Raw genomic sequence first — 18,166 nt, 5'->3', positions numbered from 1 at the left:
CGTCCATCGACGCAGCCCCGTTAATAGCGCTATCAGTGCGAATGGCGCGGTACTTCTGAGCCCCGGCAACCGACTAGGAAGTCGAAGTCACAGCCCTGGTCGGCTTGCATCACATGGTCGATGTACAACTGGCGATAGCCGCCAAGCAGCAGTTTTTGTGGGGGCTCAATATCCGCCAAGCGCGAGATCAGTTCGGCGTCTGAAATGTCCAGATGCAAACGCCCGCTCGCGCAGTCGAGTTCAATCCAGTCACCTTCTTGTACCGCAGCCAGCGGCCCACCCGCGGCGGCCTCTGGGGCAACGTGTAAAACCACGGTGCCGTAGGCGGTACCACTCATGCGCGCATCCGAGATGCGCACCATGTCGGTCACGCCTTGGGCCAGCAGTTTGGCGGGCAAGCCCATGTTGCCGACCTCGGCCATGCCCGGATAACCCTTGGGTCCGCAGTTTTTCATCACCAAAATCGAGTCGGCTGTGACGTCCAGCGCCGGGTCGTTGATGCGTGCCTTGTACATGTCGAAGTTTTCAAACACGACCGCTTGCCCGCGATGCTTCATCAGCGCTGGAGTGGCAGCTGAAGGTTTGAGCACCGCGCCCAGTGGCGCCAGGTTGCCGCGCAATACGCAGATACCTCCATCGGCCACCAGTGGATTGTCGATTGCCCGGATCACTTCGTCGTCGCCATAGATGGGCGAGTTTTTGACGTTGTCCCACAGGCTTTGGCCATTGACGGTGAGGGCGTTCGGGTGCGGGATCAGGTTGTTTTCGCCCAAGCGACGCAGCACCGCAGGCAGCCCGCCCGCGTAGTAAAACTCTTCCATCAGGAAGCGCCCTGAAGGCTGCAAGTCAACGAGGGTCGGTGTACCACGGCCGATGCGGGTCCAGTCGTCCAGCTCAAGATCGACGCCGATGCGCCCAGCAATAGCTTTAAGGTGGATCACCGCGTTGGTGGAGCCGCCGATGGCCGCATTGACCCGGATCGCGTTTTCAAAGGCTTCTTTGGTCAGCACTTTAGACAGTCGCAAATCTTCACGCACCATCTGCACGGCACGCATGCCTGACATGTGGGCCAGTACATAGCGGCGAGAATCGACGGCCGGAATGGCAGCGTTGTGTGGCAGTGACGTGCCCAGCGCCTCGGCCATGCAGGCCATGGTCGAGGCGGTACCCATGGTGTTACAAGTGCCCGCCGAGCGCGACATGCCGGCTTCGGCCGAGAGGAATTCGTCGAGGCTGATATTGCCAGCCTTGTACGATTCGTGCATTTGCCAAACGATAGTTCCGGCGCCGATGTCTTTGCCTTTGTGCTTGCCGTTGAGCATTGGTCCGCCAGTGACCACGATAGCCGGGACGTCGCAACTCGCAGCACCCATCAACAGGGCCGGGGTGGTTTTATCGCAGCCGGTCAACAGCACCACGCCGTCAATCGGGTTACCACGAATGGCTTCTTCCACGTCCATGCTCGCCAAGTTGCGCGTGAGCATGGCGGTCGGGCGCAAGTTGGATTCGCCATTGGAGAACACCGGGAACTCCACTGGGAACCCCCCAGCCTCAATCACACCGCGTTTGACGTGTTCGGCAATGGTCCGGAAATGCGCGTTGCACGGGGTCAGCTCCGACCAGGTGTTGCAGATACCAATGATTGGCTTGCCTTGGAACTGATGGTCGGCAATGCCTTGGTTCTTCATCCAACTGCGGTACATAAAGCCGTTTTTATCCGCGCTGCCAAACCATTGGGCGGAACGCAGGGGAGGGGTTTTATCAGACATGGCAGGCTCTCTTATTGTATGACTAATGTGTTTTTATGAGCCTAAATTAGCCTTAATAAAGCCTTATTGGAAGAGTTGTTGGTTAAATAGTATTACTATATAGTCCGATCGACTGAGAGCTGATCCGGGTGCTTTTGCACCTGAGGCCACTCCAGAGGTGCCATAACAAAAACAATGGGAGACCCATCTCATGAGCCAAGAACTCCGGCTTATTCGTCGTATTACGCTCAAACTCATTCCGTTTCTGATCCTGCTCTACCTGATTGCTTACGTAGACCGCTCTGCTGTGGGCTTTGCCAAGCTGCACATGGGCGCTGACATCGGCATTGGCGATGCGGCTTACGGTCTGGGCGCAGGGCTGTTTTTTATCGGTTATTTTCTGATGGAGATCCCCAGCAACCTGATGCTTGAGCGTTTCGGCGCACGGCGCTGGTTCGCCAGGATCATGCTGACGTGGGGCGCCATCACCATTGGCATGGCCTTTGTACAAGGCGCGCACAGCTTTTATGTGATGCGCTTTTTGCTGGGTGTGGCTGAAGCGGGCTTCTTCCCTGGGGTTCTGTACTACATCACCCAATGGTTTCCGGTACGCCACCGCGGCAAGATTCTGGGGCTGTTTATCCTCTCGCAACCCATCGCCATGATGATTACCGGCCCTGTGTCTGGCGGGTTGCTTGGTATGGACGGTGTGCTCGGTCTACACGGCTGGCAATGGCTGTTTATCGTGATCGGGATGCCCGCCATTCTGTTGACCTGGCCCGTGCTGCGGTACTTGCCAGATGGCCCGCAACAGGTCAAATGGATGGATCAGCGCGAGAAAGACTGGCTGGTCGGTGAGCTTGAAAAAGACTTACAAGAATATGGTCAGACCCGCCACGGCAACCCGCTGCATGCGCTTAAAGACAAGCGCGTGTTGCTGCTCGCATTGTTCTATCTGCCCGTAACCCTGAGCATTTACGGCCTGGGTTTGTGGTTGCCGACGCTGATTAAGCAGTTTGGCGGCAGCGACCTCACCACCGGGTTTGTGTCTTCGGTGCCGTACATCTTCGGCATCATCGGCCTGTTGATTATCCCGCGCAGTTCCGACCGCTTGAATGACCGCTACGGTCACTTGGCGATGCTCTATGTGCTGGGCGCAATTGGCTTGTTCTGCAGTGCGTGGTCGACGGTTCCAGTGCTGCAATTGGCGGCGTTGTGCCTAGTGGCATTCTCGCTGTTCTCCTGCACTGCGATCTTCTGGACGTTGCCGGGTCGTTTCTTCGCCGGTGCCAGTGCTGCTGCCGGGATTGCCTTGATCAACTCGGTCGGCAACCTGGGCGGCTATATCGGCCCATTCGTGATCGGCGCGCTCAAGGAATACACCGGCAACCTGGCCTCGGGTCTGTATTTCCTATCGGGGGTCATGGTGTTCGGGTTGCTCCTCACTGGGGTGGTGTACCGCCTGCTTGAGCGTAAACACGCCCTCAAACCCAGCGAATTTTCAGCCAGTGCTCGTCCGGCCAACCAACGCTGAATCGAGTTTCAAGAGAGAGAATGATTATGCGTTTAGTACAGTTTGAATTGAACAACGGTGAGCGCCGCGTCGGTGTGGTGGAGGCGGGTCAGGTGCGCGAAGTGCAGGGCGCAACCAGCGTGCGTGATCTCGCACTGGCGGCAATTGAGGCGGCTATCGACTTGGCGCAGCAGGTGCAAGCGCAGGGGCTGGGCGAGACTCATGATTACCAGACGTTACTGAGCGAAATGCGAATTCTGCCGCCATTGGATCATCCAGATCCGGCGCACATGCTGATCAGCGGCACCGGCCTGACTCACCTGGGCAGCGCCTCGGCGCGCGATAAAATGCATCAGCAGGCGGGTGACGAAGCCACGTTGACCGACACCATGCGTATCTTCAAATGGGGTGTAGAAGGGGGGAAGCCGGCTACCGGGCAGGCGGGTGTACAGCCAGAATGGTTCTACAAAGGCGATGGCAGCACAGTGGTACGCCCCGGTGCAGCGTTTCCGTTACCACCCTTTGCTGAAGATGCTGGTGAAGAGCCGGAGATTGGCGGCCTGTATGTCATTGGTCACGACCGTAAGCCGTATCGACTGGGTTTTGCAGTGGGTAACGAGTTCTCTGACCATGTCATGGAACGCAAGAACTACCTGTACCTAGCTCATTCCAAACTGCGCAGTTGCTCGTTTGGTCCAGAACTGCGTGTCGGTGAGTTGCCGCAACACTTGGCAGGCAGCAGCCGGATCATCCGTGACGGCCATGTGCTGTGGGAAAACGAATTCCTCAGCGGCGAAGCAAACATGTGTCACAGCCTGGAAAACCTCGAATACCACCACTTTAAATACAGCCAATTCTTGCGTCCCGGCGATGTGCATATCCACTTCTTCGGGACCGCCACCCTGTCGTTTGCTGCGGGTATCCGCACGCAGCCAGGGGATCTTTTCGAAATCAGCCAAGCCGAATTCGGTGCTCCGCTGATCAACGGCATTGAACCTGTAGACGCCGTGTTCAATCCCGGCGCGATTGGCACACTTTAAAGGGATAACGTTATGACTCAGATCCTCGGTCACAATTACATCGGCGGTCAGCGCAGTGCCGAAGGCAGCGTTATCGTCAAGAGTGTGGACGCCACGAGCGGCGAAACCCTAGCCTATGACTTTTATCAAGCCACGCCGGGTGAAGTGGATCGCGCCGCCAAGGCGGCTGCCAGTGCCTACTCGAGCTTTCGTGCGCTGAGTGCTGAACGGCGCGCCGAATTTCTCGACGCCATTGCCGATGAACTGGAGGCCCTAGGTGATGAGTTTGTCGCCCTTGTGTGCCGCGAAACGGCATTGCCTGCGGGGCGTATTCAGGGCGAGCGAGGCCGCACCAGCGGGCAAATGCGCCTGTTCGCCAACGTACTGCGCCGCGGTGATTTTTATGGCGCGCGGATTGATCAGGCGTTACCGGATCGTGCGCCACTGCCGCGCCCGGATTTACGCCAGTACCGCATTGGCCTGGGGCCGGTGGCGGTGTTTGGTGCGAGCAATTTCCCTTTGGCATTTTCCACCGCCGGGGGCGACACCGCTTCGGCGCTGGCAGCCGGTTGCCCGGTGGTGTTCAAGGCCCACAGCGGGCATATGGCCACGGCCGAATGGGTGGCGGATGCGCTGATTCGTGCCGCTGAGCGGACGGGTATGCCAGGTGGCGTGTTCAATATGATTTATGGGTCGGGCGTCGGCGAAGCACTGGTCAAACACCCGGCCATTCAGGCAGTGGGCTTTACCGGGTCGCTGCACGGCGGCCGTGCGCTGTGCGATATGGCCGCAGCACGACCTCAGCCCATTCCAGTATTTGCCGAAATGTCGAGCATCAACCCGGTGATTATCCTGCCGCAGGCATTGGTTGTACGCAGCGCCACTATCGCCCAAGAGCTGGCCGCGTCGGTGGTGCAAGGTTGCGGGCAGTTCTGCACCAACCCTGGTTTGGTCATTGGCATCCAATCGCCCGCGTTTACGGCATTCATCGAGCAATTGGCTGGGAAAATCAGCGAGCAGCCTGCGCAGACCATGCTCAATGCAGGCACCTTGCGCAGTTATGGCAAAGGCGTGGAGGCGTTGCTTGGCCATGCGCGCATCGAGCACGTGGCGGGGCAGCCACAGCAGAGCAATCAGGCCCGGCCGCAGCTGTTCAAGGCCGATGTCAGCTTGTTGCTGGACGGCGATGAGGTGTTGCAAGAGGAAGTTTTTGGCCCGACCACGGTCATCATTGAAGTGGCCGATCAGGCTCAGCTCAGTGCCGCCATCAACGGTTTGCGCGGGCAACTGACGGCCACGCTGATCGGTGAGTCAGCCGACTTCGAATCGTTCAGTGAGTTGACCGCGCAGCTGGAGCAAAAAGTCGGGCGCGTGTTGCTCAACGGCTACCCGACGGGTGTTGAGGTGTGCGATTCGATGGTCCATGGCGGGCCGTATCCGGCAACATCTGATGCCCGTGGCACCTCGGTGGGAACCTTGGCCATCGATCGTTTCCTGCGCCCGGTGTGTCTTCAAAACTACCCTGACAGCCTGTTGCCCGATGCCTTGAAAAATGCGAACCCGCTGGGTATTCAGCGCTTGGTGGACGGTCAGTTCACCAATCGCTCGATCGGCTGAGGTTACCCCCCAAGCGGATAACGCTGAGGTTTGCAGTGCCTTGACCGGGACTGCAAACACTCGCTGTCTCATTCTGAAATAATTTCCCTGTACTCCAGTGGTACCTCCTCGCGGCGTCTGCGTCCTGCATTCTGGCCACCGTTCAGCGCTCGCCTTTAAACGACCTGCCAAGATTCATTGGACACCTCAAGTATTAATACATTATGTATTAATGCGTGTGGATGTGATCATCCGCAGAGTGATCTTCGCAGCGCTCGTCCTTTCAAGGTCAGCACCGTTCAGTGGCCGCAAGACACTCCACGTATTTTTACGTAAAGGATGTCTTATGCCCAATCAGCCCCTTTCCAAGCATTTTCCTACCGGCAATCGATTGATGCTGTTGATGCTTAGCCTGTACCCATCGGGATTGCCTGCTGTCGAAAACCTGCAAGCTGGCCAGTCGGTCTTGCCGCTACAGCAACAGCAGCAACGCGATTTTCAGCGTCTTCAGCAAGAGCAGCGCATGCAGCAATTGCAGCGAGAGCAATCAGCGGTGCAAGCGCCAAAAACCGATTCGCCTGCCCGCGGCTTGGCCGAGCACGGTTGCTGGACGCTGAGTGGCTTGCGCTTGTCTGGTGTCACGCTGTTTGACGCCGCGAGGCTGCGCGAGCACCTTGCTCCCCTGATCACGGCGTGCATGGGCGTGAACCGCATCAATCACTTGCTGGTCGAACTCACCCGGCTCTACCTTGACGACGGCTACATCGCCAGCCGCGCCTATCTGGTCAAGCCTGCGGCGCACGGGCAGCCGCTGGAAGTTCATGTCGACGAAGGTTACCTCGAAGCGATTGAGCTGGCCGACCAAAGTTTGCCTGTGTGGTTGGCCGGGGCATTTCCCGGCATGCTTGGCAAGCCGCTTGAGCTAAGGCATCTGGAGCAGGGGCTGGACCAGCTCAACCGGTTGCGCTCGCTGGATTTGATTGCCGATATAACCCCGGGGAGCAGGCCCGGCGCGTCGCGGGTCATCCTTCGCTCTCAAGCAAGCAGCCCGGCATGGGCGGCGGCGCTGGGCCTGGACACTCTGGGGGCCGCTGCCTCAGGCCGCGATCGCAGCACGTTGAGCCTGAGCCTAGACAGCCCGTTGCAGCTTAACGATTCAGTCAGTTTCAGCTTCAGCGACACGCTCAATGACGGCCCACGCTACAGCCGCAGTTTCAGTCTGCTTTACGCCCTGCCTTATGGTTACTGGACCCACAGCCTGTTCGCCAGCCATGTCGAATACCGCGTTCCGCTCAAACTCAGTCGCACCACGCTCTATTCAAGTGGCCGGGCCGACCAGTTCGGCCTGCGCAGTGACCGCGTGCTGTGGCGCAAACAGGACGTTTTGCTGAGCGTCTATGGCCAACTGGCTTACAAGAACGTCGACAACTACTTGGCCAAGACGCGCCTCGCTATCCAGAGTCCGACCCTGGCCGTGGCCGAGTCCGGCCTCAGCCTGTTCTGGCTTGACAGCGGGGTGTGGAGTCTAGACCTCAATTACGGCCGGGGCCTGCATGGGTTGGGTGCGGACGACGACTCGGACCGGCTTTCGCGCCATCTGCCCAAAGCGCAATTCAAGCGATACCGCGCCAGTGTTGGCCGGTGGCGCAATGGTCTTTATCAGGGGCAGCCGTGGCAATGGCAGAGCCAGTTCTCGTTGCAGTACAGCCCTGACCCGCTACCGGTCATTGAGCAACTGTTGGTCACCGATGATTCGGCGGTACGCGGCTTTCGTCGAAACAGTGCTTCGGGCGCCACGGCTGCGTTGTGGCGCAACACGCTGCGCTTACCCTTGAACAGTGGTTTGCCCGTGCGGCTCACCCCGTATCTGGGAATCGATGCGGGCTGGGTCAAGGGGCTGCAAGGCACCCCCGATGCGCGCATGAGTGCTGCCAGCGCGGGCCTTAACTTGGCATGGAAGCACGTCCAACTCGACCTCGACTATCAACACAGCCTGAGCCGTCCGACACAGTTTGCCCCCGAGTCACAGATCTGGCTTGCCCGCCTGAGCCTGCTGATGTGAACCCATTGTCTTCAAGCACCGTCACAAGTGAGCGACCTATGCCAACCACCTCCCACTGCTTTCACCTCTCCCCAAAAGGCAAACTGCGTACGCTTATCGCGGTCCTGTTGCTGGTGCCCCCCCCACTGCTGGCCGAGGGGCTGACGGTGGCCGAGGGAGTGGGCGCAGCCCCGCAAGTGCACATGCAGGGCGGTGTGCCCGTCATCGATATTGTCGCGCCTGATGCAGGCGGTTTGTCCCATAACCAGTTTCTTGATTACAACGTTGAGCGACAGGGCCTGGTGCTCAACAACGCAGTGCAGGGAGGGATTTCACAACTGGCCGGGTCATTGGCAGGTAACGAGCAGTTTCACGGGCAGGCGGCGAGCGTGATTCTTAATGAAGTGATAAGCCGCAATGCCTCGACCCTCAACGGAACTCAGGAGATTTTTGGCCGGGCGGCGGATTATGTGCTGGCCAATCCCAATGGTATTTCGGTCAACGGCGCTAGCTTCATCAATACGCCGAATGTGCAGTTGGTCGTCGGCCGCCCGCAATTGCTGGATGGCAAGTTGGATGCCTTGAACACGTATGACGCCCGAGGCCAATTGACTGTGCGCGAACATGGCCTGCAAAACCCTGAGGGCTCCCTTCACCTGATCGCCCCGCAAATCGACAGTCAGGGCCTTATCAAGGCCCATGACGACCTGAACCTGACAGTGGGGCGCAATACAGTCGAGGCTGCCAGCGGCCAGGTGCGCGAGGTCGATCCCGCCAGTCAGGCACAGGACTCACGCATTGACGCCCGTCTGTTTGGCGCGATGCAGGCAGGGCGAATCAACATCGTCAGTACCGCCCAAGGCGCAGGTGTCAAGATGGGGGCCGTGCTTGTCGAGGGACGCGACGGGGTGACGGTCAATTCTGCTGGCGATCTCGACATCAGTGGCAAAGCGCAGGCCAACAGCCTGGATGTCAGCCGTGCCACGCTGAGCAGTCGCCAGGGTGATGTGGTGCTGCACAGTGCTGACAATTTGAAACTGTCTGCGACCGATGTCCGCGGGCGCGACGTGGTACTCGACGCGGGCCGCAACCTGACCCTGAGCAGCCTTGAAAGTCGCAAGCTGCAGGAGCAACGCGAGCAGTGGGACCATCATAATTTTCTCTTCACGTATGAAACCTTTGACCGCACCAGCACCGATGAACAGTCCCGCCAGCACGGCAACCGCATCGCTGCGGGGCACGCGGCTACGCTGACCTCCGGCGGCACCAGCGCAATCCAGGCCAGCAGCGTCGAGGCTGGCGATACCCTGCGCATCAACAGTACCGATAACCTGCGCCTGATCGCTGCCGACGAGACCCATGTCACTCGCGACCGCGGAGCGCATCGCAAACACTTGTGGAAAGCCAATTGGGACGAGAGCAGCCGCGATCAGCGCAGTGTCACCAGCAGTCTTAAGGCCGGGCAACACCTTGAGCTGAACAGCCAGCAAACGGTGCAACTGCAAGGCGCTGATGTGCAGACCCCGGGAAATATCCAGATCAATGCCCGAGCGGTGGACATCAGCAGTGTGGCGGACACGCACACACGCAGCGGCAAGGCCTACTCCGGCGACCTGGTGGGCGGCAGTTTCTTTGGGAATAAGGGCGGTGATGACCAGGGTAAAACTGCGCACGTCGCCAGCAAGATCAATGCCGACGGCGCATTGATCGTGCGTGCCGATAACGTGAAGATCAGCGCCAGTCAGGTGCATGGCGGTCAGCAAGCCAGTGTGATCAGCGACAAGGGCTCGCTGGTGATTGATGGCGTGAACAATACGTCCCACGACAGTAGCTATCGCTTGGACAGTCAACTTTTCGGCCTGACCAAGCATGAAGCGCGTAAGGATCTCAAGAGCAACACCCACGTCGCCAGCCAATTGCGCTCGGACAGCAATCTCACCCTCAAAAGCGCCAAAGACCTAACACTACGCGGTTCGCAAGTGACTGCGCAGGGCGATCTGAACGTGCTCGCCAAAGGCGATATCAACATCGATTCAGCGCAAAACACCACTCACGAAGTCAGTCAGACCCACACCCGTGGTTTCACCGGCTACACCTTGGAAACCGCGCAAGGCAGCCATCAGTTCCGTGCGGGCGTGCGCTATGAAGACCAAAAGCAGGCCGCTGGCACCGACTCGACCGTACAGCAAGGCGCCACCCTCAGCGGTGGCACGCTGGTGGTCAATGCCGGGCATACGCTGAGTGTGAAGGGTGCCGAGCTTAAAGCGACCCAGGGTGATGCGAGCCTGAACGCCCAACAGATCGAGTTGATGGCCGCGCATGACAGCACCACAACCACAACCGACCAGAGCAAAAGCGGCGGCGGTGTCTACTACACCGCAGGGCTGGACAAGGCGGGCAGCGGCATCGAAGGCGGTCAGCAAAGCCAGCAGGGCACGCTTGATCAAGTCCGCGCGCAGGTCAGCAGGGTAAACGCCGCTGGCAAATTGAGTGTTTGGGCAACAGACAAACTCAGCACCCAAGGCGCGCAAATCAGCGCTGGCGATGCGTTGCAGGTCACTGCGGCACGGGTCGATAACCAGGCGGCCCGCACCACCGAGTCGAGCACGCATGCACAGAGCAACTGGCAGGCTGAAAGCGGGGTTAATGTCGAGTACAAAGGCATTACCCGGCCCATCGAAAAAAAGCTCCAGCAACTGGCGCAAGGTTCATTTAAGGATGCCTTGAAACCGTTAAGTTCAGGCGCCGCCAATCTTGGGCTGGACGTGGATGGCGCCTCCTCGAACTTGACCCGATCCGGGGAGGACAGCACCGCAACGGCCAGCCGGTTTAGTGGAGGGGCGGTGCAGGTCAATGTCGCTGGCACCTTGCAAGACCAGGGTACTCATTACAGCGCTAATCAAGGTGAACTGACGATCAAGGCGGGCAGCCATGACGCCACAGCGGCCCTCAATACTCATCAAAGTCATCAGCAGGGGCTGACGGTGAAGGTGGGTGGGCGGCTTTACACGTCGACAGGTGAAGACCTCAATACACGTCTCAACGGGTCAGGCGGCAGCCAGGATCAACGCAAGCAGACACAAACGGCGCTGGTGGGCAGTTTCAGCGGGGCACAAGGGGTCAGCATCGATATCAAGGGGGATGCCCGTTATGAAGGCAGCCAGTTCAACGGGCACGAAGGGGGCATTTCCCTGAGCGCAGGCGAAAATCTTGCCTTGAATCAGGCCAATAACCTTCAAGTCGAGACAAGCAAGGCTCTGGAGGGCAGCGGATCACTGACGCTGGGAACGTCCGGGGAAACCAACGTCAATGCAAGTGTGGGGGCCACGTTGCACGGCCGCACATTGCAGACCGATGACAGCCAGCCTCTCGTTGCAACCCTGCAGGGTGGCGGGCCGATCAGCCTGCGCAGCGGCGGCAACCTGACCTTGCAAGGCAGTCAGCTCGGTCACGGATCAGACAAGACCGGTGCTATTCGTCTCGACGCGGGCGGCAAACTCGATCTGCAAGCCGCCAGCGCGACCCACAGCAAGCGCTCCAACGAAGTGGGTGGCGGCATTGAACTGGGCGCGAGCATCGTTCACGGCGCCGAAAGCGACACCCGCAAAGGCAACCTGAATGCCAGCCTGAATGTGGTCAACGTGTCGGAGCATGACCGAACACTCACTGCCTCGCAGCTCTACAGCAACGCAAACGTGACACTGGCCAGTGGCGCGCGCAGTGCAGACGCTATTCATCTGGAGGGGACGCGCATCCAAGCGCCAAGCGTCAACGTGAGTGCCGAAAACGGCGGGGTAGTACAAGCCGCTGCGCAATCAAGTCAGCGCCACAACAACTGGGGCGTGGCTCTGGGTACAGGCCTCACAGAGGAGCGCATCACACCGCTCGATCCACTTGAGCCGGGTCCCGCTGCAAAAGCGCCTGACCTCAGTGGCCAGGCCAAGCTCGACATCGACCGCCTGAATGTTAAGGCGCCGCAGCAAAGTGTGATTGATGCCGACCTTGTGACTGCCAGCATTGGCACAGAGTGGCGGCGAGTAAACGCTCAGCCTCAGTCCAGCACATTAAAGGTCAATCTAGAGGCACGATCTGACGGGGATAAAAAATGACCGGCGTTCGTCGCGGGTCACTTTTCACTACCCGGACCTGACCTGCGCCAGTCATACGCCAACGGCTGCGCACTTCAAGCTCAAGGAACAGCGCAGGGAGAGCAAGCAAAGTCTGGAAGCCAAAGCCAAATCGGGTGAAAAGGTGTCAGAGGTGTACTACGGCAAAATCAGCGTAAGCATGATCACTGCCCGTTTTATGCCTTTGGAGCCGTGAGCCTTGGTGCGCGGCATAGGTTAGCGGGCTGATTTGACCTATCATTGCGCCTTTCCAACAGGTGAATTATTAATGAGCGAATCAACCCAGACCTTGCATGCAGCCCTAGAAACCAGCGACATGCTGGAAATTGACGGCTTGCATGCCTTTGAATTCTCCATGGACGAGGAGAAGGGGCTGTTCATTCACGTCATGGATGGTCGAGCACAAAAACGTTGGAACTTCACCGCCGCGCAAATAGACGCGGCCGTTTTTAACGATGGCTTGCAAAGCTGGACATTAAGCAGTGATTCAGGCGAACACCGTCTAGTCTGCTTCAGTGCTTTTAGCGCAAACAATGATGACGATGAGTCCGAGGTGGCTGATGAAGCTTAAATGGTTGCCCTTGCTGCTTGCATCGAGTGTCGGTGCAATGTCGGCGCAAGCTGCGTCCGAGAACGAAGTGGAACTACTGGTCGGTTCTTATACCCAGGGTAAAAGTCAGGGTATCTACCGCCTGCAATTCAACAGCGACACCGGGCGCATTACCCCTGAGCCCCTGCAAGTGTTCAAAACCGCCAACCCGTCATGGCTGACCCTGTCCAAAGACCAGCAACGCCTGTTTGTGGTCAATGAAAACGGCAAGGGGCAGGCCGATGTGGTGGGCCGTGTCAGCAGCCTGGCGATTGACCCGAAAACCAACCAGTTGACCTTGATCAATCAGGTTAAGTCTTTGGGCGAAGAGCCAACTCACTCAAGCCTGAGTGCCGATGAGCGTTATCTGTTCGTGGCCAACTATGGCGCGCATGAAGATCCGGGCGGCAGCTTGGCAGTCTTGCCGATCAATGACTTGGGGCAGTTGCAGCCTGTGACCCAAATGAGCAGCCATCAGGCCAGCCTGGTCAATCCTGAGCGCCAGATGTCGGCCCATGTGCACTCCGTGGTGTCATCCCCGGATGGCAAGTTTGTGTTTGCCAACGATCTGGGTGCAGACAAGATTTTTGTTTATCAGTACGACCCGCAGGCCAATCCTGAGCATCCTTTGGTGGCCGCCAACCCGCCTGCGGTTGAATTGCCAGCAGGCAGCGGTCCCCGGCATTTGCTGTTCTCCAAGGAGGGTAAGCACGCTTACCTGACTGCTGAAATGAGTGCTCAGGTATTTGTGTTCGATTTCGCGAACGGGCAACTTAAACAGCGTCAAGCTGTTGATTTGGCCCACGGCCAACCTCAGGAAAAACGGGCTGCTGGTGCTTTGCACGCCAGTGCCGATGGCAAGTTTCTGTACGTCAGCAACCGTGGCAAGGCCAACGAACTGTTGGTGTTTGCCATTGACCCGGTGACGGGCGAGCTGACTGAAATTCAGCGTCGTTCGGTCGAGGGCGATCACCCGCGCGAGTTTACCTTGAGCCCCAATGGCAAGTTCCTGCTGGTGGCTAACCAGATGAGCAACGCTATTGTGGTGATCGAACGCGATGGTGAAACCGGCAAGCTGGGCAAGACCCTGCAAACGTTGCCGATGGATGCACCGTCTGACGTGAAGTTCATCAACCGCCCATAACTCTTGGCTTGCAGCCGTCTATCGATACGAGCGATAGACTTTAGGCTCTGTACAACATGTATCTGCGCTCGGTTATTCGGCGTTGATAACAGGTTTTGCATGCTTATTGACAACCCGTAAACGCCGCTTTCTCGTCTATTTTCGCCTTGCCTAACCTGCGTTGGATCCTAAAACATACGCTTGAATAGCATGACCTGTTGGATGCGCAGGGCGATCAAGGTGCAAAAGCAGGATTTATCCGTGCTTGGGTGGCTTGTTCGTAACTGTAAGCAAGCCCTAGCAAGTTAGCTTCGCTCCAGCGCGTCCCATAAAAATACAGACCTTTCAACGTGCCTTGCTCATCAACCCCTGAAGGAACTGTTATGCCCGGATAGCCCGCGACCGGAACAATAGTTGGGGCAAAACCTTCAGAACTATCAACCAGTGCATCCAAGGCATGTTCGGTCAACATGTTATCAATTGCCTGGCGACTGCGGCTATTAAGCATTGTCCAAAGTTCGTGGTACTGGGTTTCGTTGTAGGGTGTGTTCATAAAAGACAACACAGAATTTTGTCCGTACACAGGTACGCCAGGTGTGTGTTGATTGAAGTTTATGAGTGCTTCCATAGAGTTGACAGGCATCCCCTGTCGGGAACTAAACCAGCTTGACGCTTCACGGTTCAAATCCATGAACAAAAATTCTTGATAGCGCTCCATGTAGTTTGAATTCTCATAGCTGGGTTCTTCTACGGGGATAAGTGTTGCTCCAGCATTAGCCATTATTACTAATGCCTGTGAGAAATTGAGATCAAGATCTGCTTCCGAGTTTCCAGGTGCGTAGCGGCTGGGATAGCCGATTCGTTTACCGCTCAACTCTGCAGTATTGAGTAAGGCGGTGTAGTCAGTTGGTACGCCTGCGTGAGTGCGCTGTACGGTATCCGTCGAATCATTTCCCGTCATGGCGTTAAGGAGCAGGGCTGCGTCACGTACCGTGCGTGTAATCGGCCCGGGGGTGTCCTGATTTCTCGACACAACGATCATGCCGGTTCTGCTTAAAAGACCCAGGCTCGGCTTTAGGCCCACAACGCCATTCATGAATGAAGGGCAATGAATGGAGCCATTGGTTTCCGTACCCACGGTCAATGGGGCGAAGCCCGCTGCGGCTGCGGCTGCTGAACCCGTACTGGAACCACAAGGGTCCGCTGATAGCTTATGCGGATTTTTAGTTTGCCCACCTCGTGCGCTCCAGCCGCTTGGAATATCAGGGTCACGAAAGCCTGCCAACTCGGTCAGGTTGGTTTTGCCCAGAATGACCGCACCCGCCGCACGTAATTGTTGAATGATAAATGCATCTTGAGCGGCGGGCTGACCGATCAGCGCCAGAGAACCGGCGCTGGTCTGCATGGTATCCGAGGTTTGAATATTGTCCTTTATGAGAACGGGAATGCCATGCAAAGGCCCGCGAAGTTTCCCTAAGCGGCGTTCTTGGTCTCTTTGAGTAGCAATGTCCAGTGCTTCTGGGTTGAGTTCAATAATGGCATTAATAGCAGGACCATTTTTATCCAGCGCATGAATACGATTGAGCAGGTACTTGACCAATAATACGGAGCTAAAACTATTGCGATCCATTTTCTCTGTCAGCTCTGCGACACTTGCATATTCTGCGCCCGCCATTAATGCTAGCTGTTGTGGTTCGATACTATGCAAGAGAGTGTTAGCGGTGGCTACGTGGCTGTATGCGAGTGCCACACTTAATGTTAAAGAAATTCCAAATTTGGACAATCCTTGTCCTTTTTTTGTGTTCATGACTAGTCCTTGTACAGTTAGTTGTATGGGTTGTTATAACAAGGGTAGTTCGAATAAATCCTTTATAAGGTTAATATCACTCTTAGTGTGTAAGTAGCTGATACAGGTTTGATTCAGCTGCATCACACGCTCCTGCCGATGGCAGATACATTTCGTACAAAGCCTAGCGCTATCAATCGCGCTGATACCTGTTAGTGCTGCAATGAATTTCTGTGTGATAACCCTTGGCGTTAAATTCGCTCCACGGCCTGAATAGGCAAGCAAGCTAACTGAATCGTCGAGGGTTATCGCAATGAACTTCAATCTTTTCTCCGTCATCGCAGCTTCTGCCATCTCCGCCACTGTGGCCCTGCCAGCCAGCGCCAACACCGTGGTCAGCGACAAAAAATCCACGGCTTACACACAAAAATACCTGCAACAAAGCGCCAACTTCTATGCCGCCTTGGACCACAAAACCCAGTCCTGAATCCCTTTTTAAAACCCTACTGTATCCAACAACTGTGCAGTCGGCCCTTGTGCTGGTCCGACCATGGCGTAGTTGTAGCCGGGGCCTGACCAGTAATCAGCCTGCAAATCGCCATCGCGTCGACTGCCACGCGGCAGCAAGGTGTTGTGCGGTCCAGGCGGACGAATGTAAAAGCTGATGTGTTGCCCCTGCGTATTTTCATATAACACCATGGCTGCGCCGCCCTGATCGGTGGTGAGCAACCGGCAACTGACCGGCTTAAACCCTGCACGGCTCAAGTCTGGCAAGCGCTCGGCCTGGCTGAAGTAACGGTCCATCCAAGTCTGCAGGTCGTTGCTCTGCTCAACTATATAGTCGGCAGGCAGAAAACCTTGCTCTGCAAACATGCGGTGTGCGGCCAGTGCATCGGTCATGGGCAATAGGCTGGGGCTCAATGTCATTTGTCTGGCCTGCCAGCCGCCAAACCCACCCGCGCTCACGGCAATCAACAACACCGCCGCCGTTGCCCAGTGGCGCACTGATTGCCTACGCTGACGCTGGCGAATGGCTGCTGGATCAAGCGCCGGATTGGCCGGTTGCAGCAAAGTTTGCTGCAACGCCGTGCGCAGGTTTTGAGCATCGTGTTGCCAGTCGCTGACCTTTGCTGCGACGTCGGGGTGCGCCTCTAGATACAGTTCAACCTGCTGGCGCTCTGACTCGTTGAGCGCGTGATCAACGTACGCATGCAAGTCACGCTCACTGGGTGGTGTGGTGATCATTTAAGTCTCCGCAAAATAGGGCGGGTGATTTCGCCTTCGCTGAGCAGGCGCAACGCCTGGCGCGCGCGTGACAGACGTGACATCACAGTGCCAATCGGCACCTCAAGAATGTCCGCGACTTGCTGGTAGCTCAAACCCTCCACCGATACCCAGAGCAACAGGGCGCGCTGTTCGGTGCTTAGTTGATCGAACGCTTGCAGGGTCGATTGTGCGATGACCGTGCGCTCGGTAGAGGGTTGAGTGTCGTCGCGGCCGGTAAAAAATTCGAGCATGCGGGCGTAGCGTCGAGCGCGCCGATGGTTGTCGACAAACTGTCGATAAAGGATGGTAAACAGCCACGCCCGCAAATCCCCCTCGGGGCGTTTGCTGGCCATACTGCCGAGCGCCCGCTCTAGGCAGGCTTGCACCAGATCGTCGGCGTTGCTGGAGTGACGCGTCAACGACAGCGCAAAGCGCCTGAGGCGCGGCATGAGTTCGCGCAGTTGCTCGTCAAATGGGGGCATCGGGACCTGCACGGCATGGGGCTGTTAGTCGGATTCGAACCATGAAGACGACTACGATTAAGGGTTATTCCCGGCGCGTAAAAACAAAACGCATAAAAATATTCGCGGCTTGGCGGGAATAAGCCTGATTGGCCTGCGTCTCATAGGCCATTCAACGGATGGCCCTGTGGCCTCGGAGTTCTTACATGGTAGATCAATTGCCACCTGAACGGCCCGTCAAGCCTGTGTTGAGCTCAGCCAGTGTGGTGTTGCGCCTGGCGGGTATCGGTGCAGTGGTTGTGGCCATCGCCAGCACGTTTTTTTACGTCAATGGCACTCTGGACGCTCAGCGACTGCGGCCTAAAACCCTGGTGAATGCCTTGGAGCACAACAACGGTGTGCATCCGGGGTATCGACGCAACCATGCCAAGGGCATGTGCGTGATCGGCTATTTCGAGAGCACTGGCAATGCACAGTCACTCTCCAGTGCGCAAGTGTTTCAAACCGGGCGCACGCCGGTAGTCGGGCGATTTGCCTTGCCCAGTGCCAACCCTTACGCGCCTGACAGCAGCGTGCCGATTCGCAGTCTGGCATTACGTTTCACCGAGGCCAATGGCCAGCAATGGCGGACCGGGATGAACAGCATGCCGGTATTTCCGGTGGGCACGCCTGAGGCGTTCTATGCCATGTTACAAGCCGGTGCACCGGACCCGGCCACCGGTAAGCCCAAGCCAGATGCCATGCCCGCGTTCTTTGCCGCCCACCCGGAAGCTGGGCCGTTTTTGCAGTGGGTCAAAACAGCCAAGCCGTCTGCCAGTTTCGCTACCGAAACGTACAACGGTATCAATGCCTTCTATTTGGTGAATGCCGCCGGGCAGCGTCAGGCTGTGCGCTGGG

The 18,166-nt window shown here is 57.4% G+C and carries 13 protein-coding genes; 9 read left to right on the top strand and 4 right to left on the bottom strand.

The annotated features are described in order from the left end of the window. Nucleotides 1-32 precede the first annotated feature (32 nt). A complete protein-coding gene (locus B347_RS0108810; protein ID WP_019409341.1) occupies nucleotides 33-1,769 on the bottom strand; it encodes an IlvD/Edd family dehydratase in 1,737 nt (578 codons plus the stop codon). Nucleotides 1,770-1,959: 190 nt separating this feature from the next. On the opposite strand from B347_RS0108810, the gene B347_RS0108805 reads away from it, so the two are divergent. The 7 genes from B347_RS0108805 (at nucleotide 1,960) to B347_RS0108775 (ending at nucleotide 13,777) form a co-directional block, all read left to right on the top strand. After that, nucleotides 1,960-3,282 (top strand): MFS transporter, encoded by a 1,323-nt coding sequence (locus tag B347_RS0108805; RefSeq protein WP_019409340.1) that lies wholly within the window; start codon nucleotides 1,960-1,962, stop codon nucleotides 3,280-3,282. A 26-nt stretch (nucleotides 3,283-3,308) separates the two neighbouring features. Continuing rightward, on the top strand, nucleotides 3,309-4,301 hold the full coding sequence (gene araD1, locus B347_RS0108800; protein WP_026014077.1) for an AraD1 family protein: 993 nt from the start codon (nucleotides 3,309-3,311) through the stop codon (nucleotides 4,299-4,301). A 12-nt stretch (nucleotides 4,302-4,313) separates the two neighbouring features. Continuing rightward, complete coding sequence (locus B347_RS0108795) at nucleotides 4,314-5,897, top strand: aldehyde dehydrogenase (NADP(+)) (protein WP_019409338.1); 1,584 nt, start codon at nucleotides 4,314-4,316, stop codon at nucleotides 5,895-5,897. 325 nt (nucleotides 5,898-6,222) lie between these two features. Further along, nucleotides 6,223-7,938: a ShlB/FhaC/HecB family hemolysin secretion/activation protein gene (locus tag B347_RS0108790; RefSeq protein WP_019409337.1), complete on the top strand. Its 1,716-nt coding sequence runs from the start codon at nucleotides 6,223-6,225 to the stop codon at nucleotides 7,936-7,938. Nucleotides 7,939-7,976: 38 nt separating this feature from the next. Next, on the top strand, nucleotides 7,977-12,026 hold the full coding sequence (locus tag B347_RS0108785; RefSeq protein WP_019409336.1) for a hemagglutinin repeat-containing protein: 4,050 nt from the start codon (nucleotides 7,977-7,979) through the stop codon (nucleotides 12,024-12,026). Nucleotides 12,027-12,312: 286 nt separating this feature from the next. Then, nucleotides 12,313-12,615 carry a DUF5629 family protein gene (locus tag B347_RS0108780; RefSeq protein ID WP_019409335.1) on the top strand — a complete coding sequence of 101 codons (303 nt, stop codon included), beginning with the start codon at nucleotides 12,313-12,315 and terminating at the stop codon, nucleotides 12,613-12,615. Then, on the top strand, nucleotides 12,605-13,777 hold the full coding sequence (locus tag B347_RS0108775) for a lactonase family protein (RefSeq protein ID WP_019409334.1): 1,173 nt from the start codon (nucleotides 12,605-12,607) through the stop codon (nucleotides 13,775-13,777). The genes B347_RS0108780 and B347_RS0108775 overlap by 11 nt, the downstream gene beginning before the upstream one ends. 214 nt (nucleotides 13,778-13,991) lie before the next feature. On the opposite strand, the gene B347_RS0108770 is transcribed toward B347_RS0108775, so the two are convergent. Beyond that, the gene (locus tag B347_RS0108770) at nucleotides 13,992-15,563 is read right to left on the bottom strand and encodes an amidase family protein (RefSeq protein WP_019409333.1); all 1,572 of its coding nucleotides are present in this window, start codon (nucleotides 15,561-15,563) and stop codon (nucleotides 13,992-13,994) included. A gap of 292 nt (nucleotides 15,564-15,855) precedes the next feature. Between B347_RS0108770 and B347_RS26675 the strand changes: the two genes are divergently transcribed. Then, nucleotides 15,856-16,029, top strand: a complete 174-nt coding sequence (locus B347_RS26675) for a hypothetical protein (protein WP_019409331.1) — start codon at nucleotides 15,856-15,858, stop codon at nucleotides 16,027-16,029. Nucleotides 16,030-16,037: 8 nt separating this feature from the next. Here the strand turns inward: B347_RS26675 and B347_RS0108755 are convergent, their stop codons facing one another. Both B347_RS0108755 and B347_RS0108750 read right to left on the bottom strand, forming a co-directional pair. Continuing rightward, on the bottom strand, nucleotides 16,038-16,787 hold the full coding sequence (locus B347_RS0108755) for an anti-sigma factor family protein (RefSeq protein WP_019409330.1): 750 nt from the start codon (nucleotides 16,785-16,787) through the stop codon (nucleotides 16,038-16,040). Further along, the gene (locus B347_RS0108750) at nucleotides 16,784-17,290 is read right to left on the bottom strand and encodes a sigma-70 family RNA polymerase sigma factor (RefSeq protein ID WP_019409329.1); all 507 of its coding nucleotides are present in this window, start codon (nucleotides 17,288-17,290) and stop codon (nucleotides 16,784-16,786) included. Before B347_RS0108750 ends, B347_RS0108755 begins: the two co-directional genes overlap by 4 nt. Before the next feature lie 185 nt (nucleotides 17,291-17,475). Here B347_RS0108750 and B347_RS0108745 point away from each other — a divergent pair. Then, the coding region (locus tag B347_RS0108745; protein ID WP_019409328.1) for a catalase at nucleotides 17,476-18,166 on the top strand (691 nt) is incomplete at its 3' end.

Source organism: Pseudomonas psychrophila HA-4 (assembly GCF_000282975.1).
Lineage (GTDB): Bacteria > Pseudomonadota > Gammaproteobacteria > Pseudomonadales > Pseudomonadaceae > Aquipseudomonas > Aquipseudomonas psychrophila_A.
The sequence above is the reverse complement of the archived record's forward strand: the minus strand, read 5'-3'. Positions and strand labels throughout refer to the sequence as shown.

Coding starts and splice junctions, on each gene's coding strand:
- B347_RS0108790 (WP_019409337.1), top strand. CDS start 6,223: ATGCCCAATCAGCCCCTTTCCAAGCATTTTCCTACCGGCAATCGATTG.
- B347_RS0108775 (WP_019409334.1), top strand. CDS start 12,605: ATGAAGCTTAAATGGTTGCCCTTGCTGCTTGCATCGAGTGTCGGTGCA.
- B347_RS0108750 (WP_019409329.1), bottom strand. CDS start 17,290: ATGCCCCCATTTGACGAGCAACTGCGCGAACTCATGCCGCGCCTCAGG.
- B347_RS0108810 (WP_019409341.1), bottom strand. CDS start 1,769: ATGTCTGATAAAACCCCTCCCCTGCGTTCCGCCCAATGGTTTGGCAGC.
- B347_RS0108805 (WP_019409340.1), top strand. CDS start 1,960: ATGAGCCAAGAACTCCGGCTTATTCGTCGTATTACGCTCAAACTCATT.
- B347_RS0108780 (WP_019409335.1), top strand. CDS start 12,313: ATGAGCGAATCAACCCAGACCTTGCATGCAGCCCTAGAAACCAGCGAC.
- B347_RS0108795 (WP_019409338.1), top strand. CDS start 4,314: ATGACTCAGATCCTCGGTCACAATTACATCGGCGGTCAGCGCAGTGCC.
- B347_RS0108785 (WP_019409336.1), top strand. CDS start 7,977: ATGCCAACCACCTCCCACTGCTTTCACCTCTCCCCAAAAGGCAAACTG.
- araD1 (WP_026014077.1), top strand. CDS start 3,309: ATGCGTTTAGTACAGTTTGAATTGAACAACGGTGAGCGCCGCGTCGGT.
- B347_RS0108755 (WP_019409330.1), bottom strand. CDS start 16,787: ATGATCACCACACCACCCAGTGAGCGTGACTTGCATGCGTACGTTGAT.
- B347_RS26675 (WP_019409331.1), top strand. CDS start 15,856: ATGAACTTCAATCTTTTCTCCGTCATCGCAGCTTCTGCCATCTCCGCC.
- B347_RS0108770 (WP_019409333.1), bottom strand. CDS start 15,563: ATGAACACAAAAAAAGGACAAGGATTGTCCAAATTTGGAATTTCTTTA.